General features: G+C 67.2%; 13 protein-coding genes. 12 read left to right on the top strand and 1 reads right to left on the bottom strand.

Going from position 1 to position 16482, the window contains the following annotated elements:
- Positions 1-13: 13 nt before the first annotated feature.
- The 11 genes from kdpB (at position 14) to eutC (ending at position 15190) form a co-directional block, all read left to right on the top strand.
- Positions 14-2086 carry a potassium-transporting ATPase subunit KdpB gene (kdpB, locus tag AZ34_RS15990; RefSeq protein WP_035611986.1) on the top strand — a complete coding sequence of 691 codons (2073 nt, stop codon included), beginning with the start codon at positions 14-16 and terminating at the stop codon, positions 2084-2086.
- A 35-nt stretch (positions 2087-2121) separates the two neighbouring features.
- Entirely contained in the window at positions 2122-2718 is a 597-nt protein-coding gene (kdpC, locus tag AZ34_RS15985) for a potassium-transporting ATPase subunit KdpC (protein WP_035609898.1), read from the top strand.
- 4 nt (positions 2719-2722) lie between these two features.
- Complete coding sequence (locus AZ34_RS15980) at positions 2723-5551, top strand: sensor histidine kinase (protein ID WP_051509954.1); 2829 nt, start codon at positions 2723-2725, stop codon at positions 5549-5551.
- A 30-nt stretch (positions 5552-5581) separates the two neighbouring features.
- Positions 5582-6307, top strand: coding sequence for a response regulator transcription factor (locus AZ34_RS15975; RefSeq protein WP_035609894.1), 726 nt, complete (start codon positions 5582-5584; stop codon positions 6305-6307).
- Positions 6308-6562: 255 nt separating this feature from the next.
- A complete protein-coding gene (locus AZ34_RS15970) occupies positions 6563-7606 on the top strand; it encodes a putative 2-aminoethylphosphonate ABC transporter substrate-binding protein (RefSeq protein WP_035609891.1) in 1044 nt (347 codons plus the stop codon).
- A gap of 115 nt (positions 7607-7721) precedes the next feature.
- Positions 7722-8825 (top strand): putative 2-aminoethylphosphonate ABC transporter ATP-binding protein, encoded by a 1104-nt coding sequence (locus AZ34_RS15965; protein WP_035609889.1) that lies wholly within the window; start codon positions 7722-7724, stop codon positions 8823-8825.
- Positions 8826-8827: 2 nt separating this feature from the next.
- Positions 8828-10582 carry a putative 2-aminoethylphosphonate ABC transporter permease subunit gene (locus tag AZ34_RS15960; protein ID WP_035609886.1) on the top strand — a complete coding sequence of 585 codons (1755 nt, stop codon included), beginning with the start codon at positions 8828-8830 and terminating at the stop codon, positions 10580-10582.
- A 39-nt stretch (positions 10583-10621) separates the two neighbouring features.
- The gene (locus AZ34_RS15955) at positions 10622-11758 is read left to right on the top strand and encodes a TIGR03364 family FAD-dependent oxidoreductase (protein WP_035609885.1); all 1137 of its coding nucleotides are present in this window, start codon (positions 10622-10624) and stop codon (positions 11756-11758) included.
- 81 nt (positions 11759-11839) lie between these two features.
- On the top strand, positions 11840-12784 hold the full coding sequence (locus AZ34_RS15950; protein ID WP_035609883.1) for an exopolyphosphatase: 945 nt from the start codon (positions 11840-11842) through the stop codon (positions 12782-12784).
- Between the two features lie 115 nt (positions 12785-12899).
- Positions 12900-14303: an ethanolamine ammonia-lyase subunit EutB gene (locus AZ34_RS15945; protein WP_035609880.1), complete on the top strand. Its 1404-nt coding sequence runs from the start codon at positions 12900-12902 to the stop codon at positions 14301-14303.
- 50 nt (positions 14304-14353) lie between these two features.
- Entirely contained in the window at positions 14354-15190 is an 837-nt protein-coding gene (eutC, locus tag AZ34_RS15940; RefSeq protein WP_051509953.1) for an ethanolamine ammonia-lyase subunit EutC, read from the top strand.
- 54 nt (positions 15191-15244) lie between these two features.
- On the opposite strand, the gene AZ34_RS15935 is transcribed toward eutC, so the two are convergent.
- Positions 15245-15691, bottom strand: coding sequence for a DUF2214 family protein (locus AZ34_RS15935; protein ID WP_035609874.1), 447 nt, complete (start codon positions 15689-15691; stop codon positions 15245-15247).
- A gap of 73 nt (positions 15692-15764) precedes the next feature.
- Here AZ34_RS15935 and AZ34_RS15930 point away from each other — a divergent pair, with 73 nt between their 5' ends.
- A complete protein-coding gene (locus tag AZ34_RS15930; RefSeq protein ID WP_051509950.1) occupies positions 15765-16439 on the top strand; it encodes a TetR/AcrR family transcriptional regulator in 675 nt (224 codons plus the stop codon).
- The last annotated feature ends 43 nt before the right edge of the window (positions 16440-16482 follow it).

Raw genomic sequence — 16482 nt, 5'->3', positions numbered from 1 at the left:
GGAGAACTTCATCATGAACGTCAAGACAACTTTTCCCGCGGCCGTCCAGAGCCGCCAAGCCGTGCTGCTGGATGCCGCCGGGTTCAAGGTTGCGCTGCGCGCTGCCTTCGTCAAGCTCGCGCCCCAGCACGCTTTCAAGAACCCGGTGATGGCCGTGGTCTGGTTCGGCACGCTCTGGTGCGCCGTGCTGACCCTGCTCGGGACTTCACCTGCGGGCATGGGCTGGGCCGTGACGGCGCTGCTCTTCATCACCGTGCTGTTCGCCAATTTCGCCGAAGCCGTGGCCGAGGCGCGCGGGCGTGGTCAGGCCGCTACGCTGCGCCGCGTGCGCAAGGGCCTGGTGGCGCGTCGTGTGGACAGCGCCGATGCCCTCCATCGCGCACAGCACATTCCGGCGGCCGAACTGGTGAGCAACGACCTGGTTGTCGTCTCCGCGGGCGAGATCGTGCCCGCCGACGGCGAAATCGTGCGCGGACTCGCCACCCTCAATGAATCGGCGGTGACGGGCGAATCCGCACCCGTGCTGCGCGAGGCGGGCACCGACCGTTCTGGCGTGATCGGCGGCACCAAGGTGCTGTCCGACGAGATCGTGGTGCGGGTCACGGCCCTGCCGGGGCACAGCTTCCTCGACCGCATGATCGCCCTGGTCGAGGGCGCGAACCGGCAGAAGACGCCGAACGAGGTTGCGCTGGGCCTGCTGCTGCTGACCATGACCGCGACCTTCACCATCGTGGTCGTCAGCCTGCCCTTCATCGCGTCCTTCGTAGGCATCACACTCGACCCGCTGCTGCTCCTCGCGCTGCTGGTCTGCCTGATCCCGACCACCATCGGCGGCTTGTTGCCCGCCATCGGCATCGCGGGCATGAACCGCGCGCTGGCGGCGAATGTGCTGGCCAAATCCGGCAAGGCCGTGGAAGCGGCGGGTGACGTGGACGTGCTGCTGCTGGACAAGACCGGCACCATCACCCACGGCGACCGCCAGGCCACGGTGCTGCACGCGCTGGCCGGCGTGGAGCCGTCCCTGCTGCGCGAAGCCGCCTTGCTGGCGTCGCTGGCCGACCCGACACCCGAGGGCAAGTCCATCGTCAAGCTGGCGCGCCGTGTTCAGCGTGATGGGTCTCCCGCGCCGCTGGAAGAACCGGTGGGTGCGCGTTTCATCGCGTTCAGCGCGACCACCCGCATGTCGGGCGTGGACCTGCCCGACGGTCGTTCCATCCGCAAGGGCGCGATGGATGCCATCGTGCGCCGTGTGCACAAGGCGGGCGGCAGCGTGCCGGTGGAGTTGCAGGCCCGCGTCGAGCAAGTCGCGCGCAAGGGCGCCACACCCCTGGTCATCGCCGACGGCCGCCACGTGCTGGGTGTGGTGGAGTTGTCCGACGTGGTCAAGCACGGCATCAAGGAGAAGTTCGCCCAGCTGCGCGGCATGGGCATCCGCACGGTGATGATCACCGGCGACAACCCGTTGACCGCTGCCGCCATCGCCGCCGAAGCCGGGGTCGACGACTATGTGGCCGAGGCCCGCCCCGAGGACAAGTTGGCGCGCATCCGCGCGGAACAGGCCTGTGGCCGTCTGGTCGCCATGGTGGGCGACGGCAGCAATGACGCGCCCGCGCTGGCGCAGGCCGACGTGGGCCTGGCGATGAACTCCGGCACCCAGGCCGCCAAGGAGGCGGGCAATATGGTCGACCTGGACTCGGACCCGGCCAAGCTGCTGCAGGTGGTGGAGGTGGGCAAGCAGCAGCTCATCACGCGCGGCGCGCTGACCACCTTCTCGCTGGCCAATGACGTGTCCAAGTACTTCGCGATTCTCCCGGCCCTGTTTGCAGGCGCGATCCCGTCCATGGCCGCGCTGAATGTCATGCAGCTGTCCAGCCCGACCAACGCGGTGATCGCGGCGTTGATCTTCAACGCCCTCATCATCCCCCTGCTGATTCCGCTGGCGCTGCGCGGCGTGCGTTTTCGCCCGAGTGGTGCCACAGCGCTGCTGCGCAGGAACATGCTGATCTACGGCCTGGGTGGCGTGATCCTGCCTTTCCCCGCGATCAAGCTGATCGACTTGGCGCTGGCCGCGACGGTCGGTATTTGAAGACACGGTTTCCTGGATATTCACGAGCTTTCATCATGAACACTTCCACTTCTTCTCTGCGGGCGTCGCTGGGCCTGGCCCTGGTCTCGCTGCTGCTGTTCGGCCTGCTCTACACGCTGGCCGCAACGGGCCTGGGCGGTCTGCTGTTTCCGCAGACGGCCACCGGCAGCCCGATCGATCGCGACGGCAAGGTCGTGGGCTCCGCCCTGGTCGCGCAACCCTTTGCCGGTGAGCGGTACTTCCAGCCGCGCCCCTCCGCCGCGAACTACGACCTGATGGCGCTGGCCGGCAGCAACCAGGCGCGCAGCAACCCCGACCTGCGCCAGCGCATCACCGACACCCGTGCGGGCGTGGCGGCGCGCGAGGGCATCGCACCCGAGGCCGTGCCGGGGGACCTGCTCACCCAGTCGGGTAGCGGGGTCGACCCGCACATCAGCCCGGAGGGCGCACGCATCCAGATCGCACGCGTCGCCAAGGCGCGTGGCCTGAGTCCCGCGCAGGTCGAGGCCTGGGTGGCACGCCACACCGAAGGTCCGCAGTTCGGCCTGTTCGGCCAGCCGCGCGTCAATGTGCTGGAACTGAACCTGGCGCTGGATGTCCTGACGACCGCTGGCGCGGCCACCGCACAATAAGCGCATGAGCGAGGAACAAGACGCCCATTCCGAGGCGGGCCGCGAAGTCCGGGCCGACGCGCTGGCGAGTGAACTGCGCCGCCGGGCGGCCGGGCGGCTGACGGTTTTTCTGGGCGCCGCGCCCGGCGTGGGCAAGACCTACGCCATGCTCTCTCGCGCGCGCGAACTGCGCAAGCAGGGTGTGGATGTCGTCGTCGGTTTCGTCGAGACCCATGGCCGGGCCGAGACTGCCGCGCTGCTGGATGGCCTGGAAGTGATCCCGCGCAAGCGCGTCGACTACCAGGGGCGCCGCCTGGAGGAACTGGACATCGACGCGGTGCTCGCGCGCCGGCCCCGCGTCGCGGTGGTCGATGAACTGGCGCACCGCAATGCTCAGGGTCTGCTCGCCAGTCGCCATGAGCGTCGCTGGCAGGACGTGGAGGAACTGCTGGACGCGGGCATCGACGTCTTCACCGCCGTCAACGTCCAGCACCTGGAAAGCCTCAACGACATCGTGCACCGCATCACCGGCGTGCGCGTCAGCGAGACGGTGCCCGACGCGCTGTTCGACCGCCTGCGCGACATCCGCCTGGTCGACCTGCCGCCGCGTGAGTTGATCGAGCGGCTGCGGCAAGGCAAGGTCTACCTGCCCGAACAGGCGGAGCACGCGCTGCAGGCTTTTTTTCAACCCTCCAACCTCGCCGCGCTGCGCGAGCTGGCCATGCAGACGGCGGCCGATCATGTGGAAGAGGATCTGCGCGTGGCCCAGGCCGCGCGCGGCCTGCCCGGTCTGGCCTTGCGGCCGCGGGTGCTGGTGGCCGTCGATGGTCTGGGCGCATCTGAATACCTGGTGCGCGCGGGCCGCCGCATCGCCGAGCGACGCGACGCGCCTTGGCGCGTGGTCACGGTGCAGGCGGTGCCCGGCGGGGCAGTGGATCCGGCACGACAGGCCGAACTGGACCGCGCCTTCGCGCTGGCGCGCAGCCTTGGCGCGGACACCGAGGTCCTGCATGGCCCGCGCGTGGCCGAGGCCTTGCTCGACCACGCCGCCAGCGAAGGCTGTTCGACCCTGGTCGTAGGGCGCACGCGCGAACGGCCTTTTCCGTGGATGTTCGCCCGGGTGTTCGCGCGCATGTTCAACCGTACCCTGACCCAGCAATTGCTGCGGCATGGGGCGCATCACGAACTGGTCATCGTCAGCGCGCCGCAGGCCCGGGCTCAGGCCCGCGTGGGCGCGCGGCGCTGGTCCGGTCCCGCGGCTTGGCTGGGTCGCCATGACCTGGCACTGACGCTGTTCGCCACGCTGGCCGCCATCGGGGTCGCCTGGGCCGCGGAGCGTTGGCTGGACCTGCGCGATCTGTCCATGGTGTTCATCGTGGCGGTGGTGCTGGTCGCGGCGCGCACCCGCATGGCGGCGGCGGTGTTCGCTGCGGGCCTGTGTTTTCTCGCTTACAACTTCTTCTTCATCGAACCGCGCTACACGCTGTTCATCGGAGCGCGCCAAGGCGTCGCCACGGTATTTCTTTTCCTGATCGCTGCGTTGGTGGCCGGGCGCCTGGCCTCGCAGCTGCGCATGCAGGTACTGGCCTTGCGGGCCGCGAACGCACATGCCACGGCGCTGCAGGGCCTGGGCCGGCAATTGGGCGCGGCGGCCGACCTGGGCGAGGTGCTGCAGGCCGGGCGCGCCGCGCTGGAGCGCCATCTGGGTGCGGGTGCCTGGCTGCGTGTTGGTGCCTCGGACTCCCGCGTCGAGGTGTTTTCCCATAACGCGACGCTGGCAGACATCGATCGGGCCGCGGTGGATTGGGTGCTGTCCCATGGCCAACCCGCGGGCCGTTACACCGACACCCTGGCCGGCGCGGCCTGGTGGTGGCTGCCATTGCGCAAGGCGCAGCACACCGCCAGCGAGGGGGGCGGAGGTGTCATCGACGATGTGATGGGCGTGGTCGGTCTGCGCTTCGGCGCGGATGTCCGGCGGCTGTCCCACCCCCAGCGCCGGCTGGTCGAGGCCATGGCCGAGGACATCGCGCAGGCCGCGCTGCGCGCGCGGCTGGTGGCCGACCTGGAAAAAGCGCGTGTCAGCAACGAAACCGAGCGCCTGCGTTCGGCATTGCTGTCCTCGGTCTCGCACGACCTGCGCTCGCCGCTGGCGGCCATGATCGGCTCGGCCGGCAGCCTGGTCAGCTACAGCGAAGCCATGAGCGCCGAGGACCGCAAGAACCTGCTCGACACCATCCTGGTCGAGGGCGAACGGCTGGACCGTTACATCCAGAACCTGCTGGACATGACCCGGCTGGGCCACACCGGCCTGAGCCTCAAGCGCGACTGGATCGGCGTGGACGAACTGATCGGCTCGGCCACCGGGCGGCTGCGCCGTTACCAACCCGCGGTACGGCTGCAGGTGGACATCGCGCCCGGTCTGCCGCCGATCTGGGTGCATCCGGCGCTGGTGGAACAGGCCCTTTTTAATGTGCTGGAGAACGCGGCCAAGTTTTCGCCCCCGGGCGAGGCCATCGACATCACGGCGCGGCTGGTGGATCGGGTGGACGGCGACGCAGGCCCGTCGCGCCGGGAGTTCCTGCAACTGGACGTGCGCGACCGTGGCCCGGGCATCCCGCAGGAGGAGCGTGGCCGCATCTTCGACATGTTCTACAGTGTCGAACGCGGAGACCGGGGGCGCCATGGGACTGGCCTGGGGCTCACGATCGCGCAGGGCATGGTCGGCGCGCACGGCGGCAGCGTCGCGGCCCTGCCGGGGCCGGACGGGCGCGGTACCGTGATCCGCATCACCTTGCCCTTGATCACACCGCCCGTGACACCGCCTTCGAAACCGCCGGATGCCGATCGTCGATAGACCCACGCGCAAAGCCGCGCCTTGACGCCCATGCCTACCTCTGTGCCGCCTGCCACGCTGGTTTCCACGCCCGTGCGTGTGCTGGTGATCGACGACGAGCCGCAGATCCGCCGTTTCCTCGACATCAGCCTGCGCGCGCAGGGCTACGAAGTGGCGCTGGCCGTGAGCGGCCGGGAGGGGCTGGCCTTGCTGGCGGCGCAGGGCGCCGATCTCGTCATCCTCGACATCGGCCTGCCTGACATCGATGGCCATGAGGTGCTGCGCGAGCTGCGGGCCTGGTCACAGGTGCCAGTGATCATGCTGAGCGTGCGCGCGGGTGAGTCGGAGAAGGTCGTGGTGCTGGACGAGGGTGCCAATGACTACGTGACCAAGCCCTTCGGCACACAGGAGTTGATGGCGCGCATCCGCGTGCTGCTGCGCCAGCAGACCGGCGTGAAGGAGGAGCACGCGCTGTTCGACGATGGCCACCTGCGCATCGACCTGGCGCGGCGCGAGGTGCGGCTGGACGGCGAACTGCTCGCGCTGGGCCGCAAGGAATATGCCCTGCTGGTGCTGCTGCTCAAGCACGCCGGGCGTGTGGTCACCCAGCCGCAGATCCTGCGCGAGGTCTGGGGCACGACCCACGAGGACGACACGCACTACGTCCGCATCCTGGTGGGCAAGCTGCGCCAGAAGCTGGGCGACGACGCCGTGTCGCCGCGTTACATCGCCACCGAACCGGGCGTGGGCCTGCGCTTTCTGGCCATCTCCTCCTGAAACTGCGGTTGGCTGTGGCCGCGCCATGCGCGGTGCCCTCGGGCCGGATTGCCGCGCGTGGCAGGCCCATCGTTCCCATGGCCCGCACCAGAACGGTGAAACGGCGCGCCGCCGAGCGGAGTGAAACAACACGCCATTCCCGTGTGGCCGCGCACCAGCCGGGCACGGGGCTTGCATTGGTCGGACAGGTCGCCGTCATCAACGCGTCACGGTGACGTCACACGATGCCGGTTTCCACTACCAGGAGCATTCACCATGCGCATGCGTTTCTCTTTCCGGGCCTGGGCACTGGCGGCCGCGCTGGCTGGCGTCGCCACGGCGGCCTTCGCCCAAAAAACCACCTTGCTGGTCTATACCGCGCTGGAAACTGACCAGCTCAAGGCCTACCAGGAAGGCTTCAACAAGGTTGAACCCGAGATCGAGATCAAATGGGTGCGCGACAGCACGGGCGTGATCACCGCCAAGCTGCTGGCCGAGAAGGCCAATCCGCAGGCCGACGTGGTGATGGGTGTGGCCGCCTCCAGCCTCGCGCTGCTGGACAACAACAAGATGCTGGAGCCCTACGCGCCGGCCAACCTCAAGGCCATCAGCGCCGCTTACAAGGACAAGAAGAATCCTCCTGCCTGGTTCGGCATGGATGTGTGGGGCGCGACGGTCTGCTTCAACACTGTGGAGGCCGAGAAGCGGGGCATCAAGAAGCCCGAGAGCTGGAAGGACCTGACCAAGCCTGAATTCAAGGGCCAGGTCGTCATGCCCAACCCGGCGTCCAGCGGCACCGGTTACTTCGACGTGGCCGCCTGGTTGACCCTATGGGGCGATGACAACGGCAAGGGTGGCGGCTGGAAGTACATGGACGCGCTGCACGAGAACATTGCCCAGTACACGCACAGCGGCAGCAAGCCCTGCAACATGGCGGCCGCAGGCGAGTACGTGGCGGGCATCAGCTTCGAGTACCGCGGCAACAGCAACAAGGCCAAGGGTGCGCCGATCGACCTCGTCTTCCCGAAGGAAGGCCTGGGCTGGGATCTGGAAGCCTTCGCCATCCACAAGGGCACCAAGAACCTGGCCGCCGCGAAGAAGCTGGCGGACTGGGCCTCGAGCCTGGATGCCATGAAGCTCTACGGCAAGAACTTCGCCATCACCGCCGTGCCCGGCGTGGCCGAGCCCCTGGCCAATGTGCCGGCGGACTACGAAAAGCGCCTGGTGAAGATGGACTTCGCCTGGTCGGCTTCCAACCGCGAGCGCATTTTGGCCGAGTGGACGAAGCGCTATGACAGCAAGACTGAAATTAAGAAATAACCCCTCTGAGGCGCTTGCGCGCCTTCTCCCCTGAACGCCAACCTGCGGTGGCAGGGGAGACGCTCCCGGTGGCCTGGCAAAGCCAGATCCACGGGAGCCCGCGAATAAAACCAAGGTGAACTCCAGTCCCTACCTCTCACTGCGCCAGATCCGCAAGGACTTTGGCGCCTTCACGGCGCTGGACGGCATCGACCTGGATCTGCCGGCCGGTGAGCTGGTCTGTTTTCTCGGGCCCTCGGGCTGTGGCAAGACGACGTTGCTGCGCATCATCGCGGGCTTGGAAGTTCAGAGCAGCGGCCAGGTCTGGCAGAACGGGCGTGACATCTCCACGCTGCCACCGGCTTTGCGCGACTACGGCATCGTGTTCCAGAGCTACGCCCTGTTCCCCAACCTCACGGTCGCGGCCAATGTGGCTTATGGCCTGAGCGGCACCATGGACAAGGCGCGCATCGCCGCGCGGGTGGATGAGTTGCTGACGCTGGTCGGCCTGCCGGGCAGCGAGCGCAAATATCCGGCGCAGCTCTCGGGCGGGCAGCAGCAGCGCATCGCGCTGGCGCGTGCCCTGGCGACTTCGCCCAGCCTGCTGTTGTTGGACGAACCGCTGTCGGCGCTGGACGCCATCGTGCGGGTGCACCTGCGCAAGGAAATCCGCGCGCTGCAGCGCAAGTTGGGGCTGACGACCATCATGGTCACCCACGACCAGGAAGAAGCCCTGTCCATGGCCGACCGCATCGTGGTCATGAACCAAGGCGTGATCGAGCAGGTCGGCACACCCTTGGACATCTACCGCACCCCTGCCACGCCCTTCGTGGCCGAGTTCGTGGGCAAGGTCAACCGGCTGCCTGCCGTGGCCGAGGGCGGGCACTGGTTCCGTTGCGGCCCACTGCGCCTGCACTGCACGCAGGGCGCGGAATTCCGTCCCGGCCGTGCCGTGACGCTATACCTGCGGCCCGAAGACCGGCGCATGATCGACGTGGCGGCCGATGACCCGGGACGTTGCACGGGCGTGGTGCGTGGCATCGAATTCCTGGGCGGCAACTGCCTGGCCGAACTGGAGGTCGAGGGCTTGCGCGACGCCGAGGGCCAAGCGCTGCCCCTGCATCTGCAGTTCTCGCTCAACCAGATGGACGAGTTCGGCGTGCGAGTCGGTCAACCCTTGCGTTTCGCCTTGCGCGCCGATCGGCTGCGTGTGTTCCCGGCCGGGGCGGAGGCGCACTGAGCATGGTCGCCACGGGCATCGCGCGGGTCGCGCCGCCTCTGCGGCAGCCGGTCCGCTTGCGGTTGCACTGGACCGACCGGCTGGCCCGCGGCCTCTTGCTGCTGGTGGCCTTGTTGCTGGTCTGCTTCCTGGCCTTGCCGCTGTTGGCCATCCTCTGGCAGGCCATGCTGGGCAAGGACGGTCGTTTTGTCGCGTTGGCCAATTTCGTCGCCTATGCGCAAACGCCCGCGCTGCTGCAGAGTCTGTGGAACAGCGTCTGGGTGTCGGCGCTCGTCACGGTGGTCACCGTGCCGCTGGCCTTCGGTTTCGCTTACGCACTCACGCGCACCTGCATGCGCCTCAAAGGCCTGCTGCGTCTGACGGCGCTGATCCCGCTGCTCGCGCCCTCGCTGCTGTCGGCCATTTCGCTGATCTACTGGTTCGGCAACCAGGGCGTCGCCAAGGGTCTGCTGCAGAGTCTGGGTTACGCGCAGATCTATGGCGCGCCTGGCATCGTGCTGGCCGAATGCTTCGCGGTCTTTCCGCACGCCCTGATGATCCTGGTGACCGCGCTGGCTTTGGCCGACGCGCGGCTGTACGAAGCTGCGGATTCCATGGGCGCCTCGGCGGCGCGCAAGTTCCTCACCATCACCCTTCCGGGCGCCAAGTACGGCTTGGTCTCGGCAGCGTTGGTGGTGTTCACGCTGGTGATGACGGACTTCGGCATTCCCAAGGTGATCGGCGGCAACTTCAACATGCTGGCCACGGACATATTCAAACTGGTCATTGGCCAGCAGGATTTCGCCAAGGGCTCGGTGGTCGCTATCCTGCTGTTGGTGCCGGCCGTGCTGACCTTTGCCGTCGACCATTTGGTGCAGCGCCGCCAGACCGCGATGCTGGGTGCACGCGCCGTGCCCTATGTGCCCAAACCGGTGCCCGGGCGTGACGCCGCGTTCTCGCTCTACTGCCTCGTGGTCGCGGCGCTGATGCTGGCCATGCTGGGCATGGCCGTGTTCGCGTCGCTCGCCACCTTCTGGCCCTACAACCTCACGCCCAGCCTGAACCACTACGTCTACGGCCTGACCGAGGCCGAGGTGGGCGAGGGTTTTCTCAACAGCCTGCGCATGGCGGCGGGCGCGGCGCTGGGTGGCACGGTGCTGGTGTTCACGGGGGCCTACCTGCTGGAAAAAACCGGACAGGTTCGTACCCAGGCGGCTGGCTTCGGCCTGGACGGATTGATTCGCGGCCTGCTGCGTCTGCTGGCCATGTTGCCCATGGCCGTGCCCGGTCTGGTGCTGGGCCTGGGCTACATCTTCTTCTTCAATGCGCCGGGCAATCCCCTGGGCGGTCTGTACCAGACCATGACCCTGCTCACGCTGTGCACCATCGTGCATTTCTACACCACGGGCCATCTGACGGCGGTGACGGCGCTCAAGGGCCTGGACAATGAATTCGAGGCGGTCAGTGTCTCGCTCAAAGTGCCCTTCTACAAGACGGCCTGGCGTGTCACGCTGCCCATCTGCCTGCCTGCGCTCGTCGACGTCGCGCGTTATTTCTTCATCAACGCCATGACCACCGTGTCGGCCGTGGTGTTTCTTTACGCGCCGCAGACCAAGGTGGCGGCCATCGCCATCCTGAACCTGGACGAAGCCGGGGAGACCGGCCCGGCCGCTGCGATGGCGGTGCTGATCACGTTGGTGTCCGGCCTGGCCAGTTTGGGTTTCATGGCTTTGGGATGGTGGGCCGGGCGGCGCACGCAGGCCTGGCGGTCGCGTTGAGTCGTTCAAGGCAGGCAATAAGGCAATAAGGCGTTAGGCATGGATGACAAACATTACGACCTGGTCGTTGTCGGCGCGGGTGTCGTCGGCCTGATGACGGCCTACGCCGCCCGACAGCGGGGCCTCAAAGTGGCCGTGGTCGAGCGCACCGCGCAGAGTATCGGCGCCTCCATCCGCAATTTTGGTTTTGTCACCGTCACGGGCCAGCGGCGTGGCGAACATTGGCGCCGCGCGATGAAGACACGTGACGCCTGGCTGGCCATCGCGCCGCAGGCGGGCATCCCCGTCATCCATTCGGGCCTGTACCTCACCGTGCAGCGGCCCGAGGCCCTGGCCGTGATCGAGGCCTTCATGCAGACCGAAATGGGCGATGGCTGTGAACTGCTCACACCCGCGCAGACCCAGGGACGGTTTGCCGACGCGGCACTGGGACCGCACCTGGGTGCGCTCTACAGCCCGCACGAGCGCCGCGTGGAGTCGCGCGAGGCCATCCCCAAACTTTCTGCCTGGCTGCAGGCAGCGCAGGGCGTGGATTTCTACTGGCGCACCGTGGTGCATGGCGTGGACCTGCCCACCGTCGCCACCAGTCGCGGTGTGCTGCGCGCCGACCACTGCGTGGTCTGCCCCGGCCACGAGTTGAATGCGCTGTACCCCGAGGCCATCGAGCAGGCCGGCATCCGCATGAGCACCTTGCAGATGATGCGCGTGCGCCCGGCCACGCCGCTGCGGCTGCCCGCAGCCCTGATGTCCGACCTCAGCCTGGTGCGTTACGAAGGGTATGCCGAGCTGCCCGAGGCAGCGCCCCTGTTGAAGCGCCTGCAAGCGGAGCAGGGCGAACACCTGAAGCAGGGCGTGCACCTGATCGTGGTGCAGTCGGCCGACGGCTCCCTGGTCGTGGGTGACAGCCATGTCTATGGCGATGCCGAAGCGCCCTTTGGCAGCACGGCCGTGGACGAACTCATCCTGGACGAGCTGCGGCGCGTGCTGCCGTCGGCCGGATCCGCGGGCGCGGTCGTGACCGAGCGCTGGGTCGGCACCTATGCCAGCGCCGCCGACGTGGTGTTCAAAACCACACCGTCCAAGGGCGTGGCGCTGGGCATCGTGACCGGTGGCACGGGGGCCTCAACGTCCTATGCGTTCGCTGAGGAATTGTTGGCGCTAGCGCTCGAAAACTGAGCTTTTTCAGGGCGCGGCGCCCGTTCGCGGGCTCGAACCGGTGTTGTAATATCTGCTTACATTCATGGAGGAGAGCGATCAATGAGCCAAGAAAAATACCGCCTTGTCACCCGCAGCGACTTTGATGGCCTGGTCTGCGCCGTCTTGCTGAATGAGCTGGACCTGATCGACGAGATCAAGTTCGTCCACCCCAAGGACATGCAGGACGGCAAGGTGGAAATCAGCAAGCGCGACATCACCACCAACCTGCCTTACGTGCCTGGCGCGTACATGGCCTTTGACCACCACCTCTCCGAGACCATCCGCAACGCCGGCCAGCCCGCCGACGCGCGCAAGAACCACGTGATCGACGCCAAGTCGCCCTCGGCCGCGCGTGTGGTCTATGAGTACTACGGCGGCAAGGCGAAGTTCCCCGGCATCTCCGACGAGATGATGGAGGCCGTGGACAAGGCTGACAGCGCTCAGTACGTGCGCGACGAGGTGTTGGACCCCAAGGGCTGGGTGCTGCTGAACTACCTGATGGACGCCCGCACGGGCCTGGGGCGTTTCCGTGAATTCCGCATCAGCAACTACCAGCTGATGATGGACCTCATCAAGTACTGCAAGGACCACACGATCGAGGAGATCCTGGCCCTGCCCGACGTCAAGGAGCGCGTGGACCTGTACTTCGAGCACACGGAAAAGGCCAAGGAGCAGATCAAGCGCTGCACCACCGTGCACCGAAACCTGGCGGTGCTGGACCTGCGGGGCGAGAACACGATCTACGCGACCAACCGCTTCATGATCTACGCGCTGTTCCCGCAGACCAACATCTCCATCCACGTGCTCTGGGGCCCGCAGAAACAGAACACGGTGTTCGCCACCGGCAAGTCCATCCTCGATCGCTCCAGCAAGACCAATGTGGGAGACCTGATGCTGCAGTACGGCGGCGGCGGCCACCAGGCTGCGGGCACCTGCCAGGTGCCCAATGACCAGGCTGAGGACGTGCTCAAGAAGTTGATCGCCAAGATCAACGCGGACGGCTGAACGCCGTCAGGGTGCTCCAGGCGGGTGTGCCCCGGACTGCGCGGACTGGGGCCTGCCTTTGCGCCTTGCCCGCACGGGCAGGCGCTGGCATATTTGCTGCTTGAAGGGAGGCACCATGTCCGCCTACCAAGCCACCGTCGCGCACCAGAACTGGCAGTTCCGTGACCTGCGGGATCTGATGGCCAAGGCCACGCCGCTGCGTTCCGGCGACGCGCTGGCGGGCGTGGCAGCCGCTTCCTCGGTGGAGCGCATGGCGGCGCGTCTGGCGTTGGCGGACCTGCCGCTGCGCACCTTTCTGAACGAGGTGCTGATCCCCTACGAAACCGACGAGGTCACGCGGCTCATCGTCGACACGCATGACGCCACGGCCTTCGCGCCCCTCGCGCACCTGACGGTCGGTGCCTTTCGCGACTGGCTGCTGGACGAGCGCACCACCAGCGACACCTTGAGCGCCGTGCGCGCCGGCATCACGCCCGAGATGGCGGCGGCGGTCAGCAAGCTCATGCGCAACCAGGACCTGATCGCCGTGGCGCGCAAATGCCGCGTGGTGACGGCCTTCCGCGACACCATCGGCCTGCCGGGCCGGTTGGCCGTGCGCCTGCAGCCCAACCACCCGACCGACGACGTGCGCGGCATCGCAGCCAGCATGATCGACGGCCTGCTGTATGGCTGCGGCGACGCGGTGATCGGCGTCAACCCGGCCACCGACAGCGTGGCCGCGCTGGGCACCCTGGTGCGGCGCATGGGCGAGGTGGTGGAGCGGCTGGGCATTCCGACGCAGACCTGCGTGCTCACGCATGTGACCAACACCATCCAGATGATCGAGCAGGGCGCGCCGGTCGATCTGGTGTTCCAGTCCATCGCGGGCACCGAGGCCGCGAACGCGAGCTTCGGTGTGAGCCTGGCGGTGCTGCGCGAGGCGCGCGAAGCGGCGCTGTCACTACAGCGCGGTCGGCCCCTGCAGGATGGCGTGGGCGACAACGTGATGTATTTCGAGACTGGGCAGGGCAGTGCACTATCGGCCAATGCCCACCACGGCGTGGACCAGCAGACCTGCGAGGCGCGCGCCTATGCGGTGGCGCGCGAGTTCAAGCCTTTGCTGACCAACACCGTGGTGGGTTTCATCGGTCCCGAATACCTCTACGATGGCAAGCAGATCGTGCGCGCAGGGCTGGAAGACCATTTCTGCGGCAAGCTGCTGGGTGCGCCTTTGGGCGTGGACGTCTGCTACACCAACCATGCCGAAGCCGACCAGGACGACATGGACAACCTGCTCACTCTGCTGGGGGCGGCCGGCGTGAACTTCGTGATGGGCGTGCCGGGCGCGGACGACATCATGCTCAATTACCAGAGCACCTCCTTCCATGACGCGCTCTACGTGCGTCAGGTGCTGGGTCTGCGCCACGCGCCGGAATTTGAGGCCTGGCTGCAGCGCATGCAGATCATCGACGAGGCGGGCCGTCTGCTCAGCAGCAGTGCGCGGCAACCTGCCCTGGAGATGATGCGCAAGGCGGCCTGAGGCAAGCACATGCAAAGACTCGGCATGCACGACATACGCAAGGGGGCCAGATGAACGGCAAGGTGGTCGAGTTGTCTCCGCAGGCCGCCAGCCCCAAGGACCGGGGTGCTGACAGTTGGACAGCGGACACCTGGACGGATCTGCGCGCGCACACCGCGGCGCGCATCGCCCTGGGGCGCGTGGGCGCGGGCCTGCCCACGAAAGAGCTGCTGAGTTTCGGCCTGGCGCATGCCCAGGCGCGGGACGCGGTGCACATCCAGCTCGACGTGGCGTCCTTGGCGGGGCGCGTGCAGGCCCTGGGGTGCGAAACACTGACTGTGCGCAGCGCGGCGACCGACCGCGCCACCTATCTGCTGCGGCCCGACCTGGGGCGCCGCCTGCACTCGGAGGATGCGCAACAGCTCGCGGCGCAGGCCCGACCCGAGGGCTGTGACCTGCTGCTGGTGGTCGGCGACGGCCTGTCCTCCCTGGCGGTGGAGCGTCAAGCCGTGCCCTTGATCGAAGCCATCCGCCAACTTGCACCCTCGGACTGGACATTGGGCCCCGTGGTCATCGCCACCCAGGCGCGTGTTGCTCTGGGCGACGAGGTGGGGGCTTTGCTCAATGCGCGTATGGTCGCGGTGCTGATCGGTGAACGGCCCGGCCTGTCCTCACCCGACAGTCTGGGCATTTACCTGACCTGGGCGCCCCGGCTTGGGCGCAACGATGCCCAGCGCAACTGCATCTCCAATGTGCGGCCCGAGGGCTTGCCGGCCGGGGCGGCGGCGGCGCGCCTGTGGTGGTTGTGCCGCGAGGCGCGCAAGTTGCAACTCAGCGGTGTGGACCTCAAGGACCGCAGTGACGCGTTGACGCTTGACACTGGCGGCACCGCGTCGGTTTTGTCCTAGTCCAGGTTCACGCGCATCAAGCCGCGCGGAACTCGGGGCGGCATCGCATGCCCTTCACAAACCAATGCCACGCGCCATCAGAATGGCCAGCAGCGGCAGCACCGGCAGCAGCAGCAGCTCGGCCAGAATCCAACGCCGTGTGCCGCGCCAGCTTTGCGCGTCCGGCAAGCCGGCTTGCTTTTGCCAGCGCAGGAAACGCACGGTCGGCACGGCGGACAGCAGGCCGATCACACCGAAGACCGCGATCTTGGCCCAGAACACAGGGTTGTCGGCATAAAAGTCCCAGCCTTTGGCCCCGTGCGCGGCGCGCGCGAAACCGATGATCAGAATGCCCGCTGCGAGCCCGGCATAGGCTTTGTCCAGTTGAGCCACCGTGCGCAGGCGGGCCATGTCGGGTTGACCGCCCAGCAGCAGGTACTGGGCGTAGAGCACGGCGACGAGCGCGAAAACGACCAGGTGGTGCAGCAGCGCCAGCGAGAGATCCGGGAGGGGAAGGGTCATGATATTTCCATTGTCAAGATTGGATGGGTGGACTGTAAGGGTGAAATTTGACGTTGTCAAGTTATGATCGGCCATGTCTTCCTCAAAGCTTGAGAAACCCTCGACCGGCCGGCGCCATGCCCCGGCGGCGCCCTTGTCCTACCACCATGGCGACCTGCGCCGGGCGCTGATCGATGCCACCACTGAATTGCTGCGCGAGCAGGGTTTGGAAGGCTTTTCCCTGCGCGCTGCAGCGCGGGCGGCCGGTGTCTCGCACGCTGCGCCTGCTCACCACTTTGGCGACGCGCGGGGGCTGCTGACGGCCTGTGCGGCCGATGGTTTCGAGCGCTTGGCTGACGCGATGCATGCGCGCATGAATGGCGCCGGCGCGGACGCGCGTGACCGTGCCCAGGCCCTGGGCGTGGCCTACATCGATTTCGCGCTGACTCACCGCGCCCTGTTCCAACTGATGTTCCGACGCGACCGGCTCGACCCGGAGGACGCCGCGCTGCAGGCTGCGGGGCGGCGCACCGGGGATGCCTTGCGCCAGGTGTACGCGGAGCTGATCGCCGAGCGCGGGTTGCCGCCTTCCGAGTTGGGCGAGCGCATCCTGCTGGCGTGGTCTTGCGCGCATGGGTACGCCACGCTGGTGCTCGAAGAACAAACCGTGGGGCTCTACGGCTTGGGTGCGGGACGCGAGGAGGCCGCCAGCGCCATGGGCGCCAAGCTGCTGCAGCTGCTGATGGGCGGTTTGGCTGACCCGGCATAAAAAAAGGGAAGAAGGTCACCCTTCTTCCCCCGTACCGTGGAAG

Origin of the sequence: Hylemonella gracilis str. Niagara R (genome assembly GCF_000600295.1) — a bacterium.
Lineage (GTDB): Bacteria > Pseudomonadota > Gammaproteobacteria > Burkholderiales > Burkholderiaceae_C > Hylemonella > Hylemonella gracilis_A.
The sequence above is the reverse complement of the archived record's forward strand: the minus strand, read 5'-3'. Positions and strand labels throughout refer to the sequence as shown.

Excerpts from the sequence above, each read along its gene's own strand:
- AZ34_RS15935 (WP_035609874.1), bottom strand. The coding sequence starts at position 15,691 with ATGACCCTTCCCCTCCCGGATCTCTCGCTGGCGCTGCTGCACCACCTG.
- eutC (WP_051509953.1), top strand. The coding sequence starts at position 14,354 with ATGAACGGCAAGGTGGTCGAGTTGTCTCCGCAGGCCGCCAGCCCCAAG.
- AZ34_RS15955 (WP_035609885.1), top strand. The coding sequence starts at position 10,622 with ATGGATGACAAACATTACGACCTGGTCGTTGTCGGCGCGGGTGTCGTC.
- AZ34_RS15960 (WP_035609886.1), top strand. The coding sequence starts at position 8,828 with ATGGTCGCCACGGGCATCGCGCGGGTCGCGCCGCCTCTGCGGCAGCCG.
- AZ34_RS15930 (WP_051509950.1), top strand. The coding sequence starts at position 15,765 with ATGTCTTCCTCAAAGCTTGAGAAACCCTCGACCGGCCGGCGCCATGCC.
- AZ34_RS15980 (WP_051509954.1), top strand. The coding sequence starts at position 2,723 with ATGAGCGAGGAACAAGACGCCCATTCCGAGGCGGGCCGCGAAGTCCGG.
- kdpC (WP_035609898.1), top strand. The coding sequence starts at position 2,122 with ATGAACACTTCCACTTCTTCTCTGCGGGCGTCGCTGGGCCTGGCCCTG.
- kdpB (WP_035611986.1), top strand. The coding sequence starts at position 14 with ATGAACGTCAAGACAACTTTTCCCGCGGCCGTCCAGAGCCGCCAAGCC.
- AZ34_RS15970 (WP_035609891.1), top strand. The coding sequence starts at position 6,563 with ATGCGCATGCGTTTCTCTTTCCGGGCCTGGGCACTGGCGGCCGCGCTG.
- AZ34_RS15945 (WP_035609880.1), top strand. The coding sequence starts at position 12,900 with ATGTCCGCCTACCAAGCCACCGTCGCGCACCAGAACTGGCAGTTCCGT.
- AZ34_RS15950 (WP_035609883.1), top strand. The coding sequence starts at position 11,840 with ATGAGCCAAGAAAAATACCGCCTTGTCACCCGCAGCGACTTTGATGGC.
- AZ34_RS15975 (WP_035609894.1), top strand. The coding sequence starts at position 5,582 with ATGCCTACCTCTGTGCCGCCTGCCACGCTGGTTTCCACGCCCGTGCGT.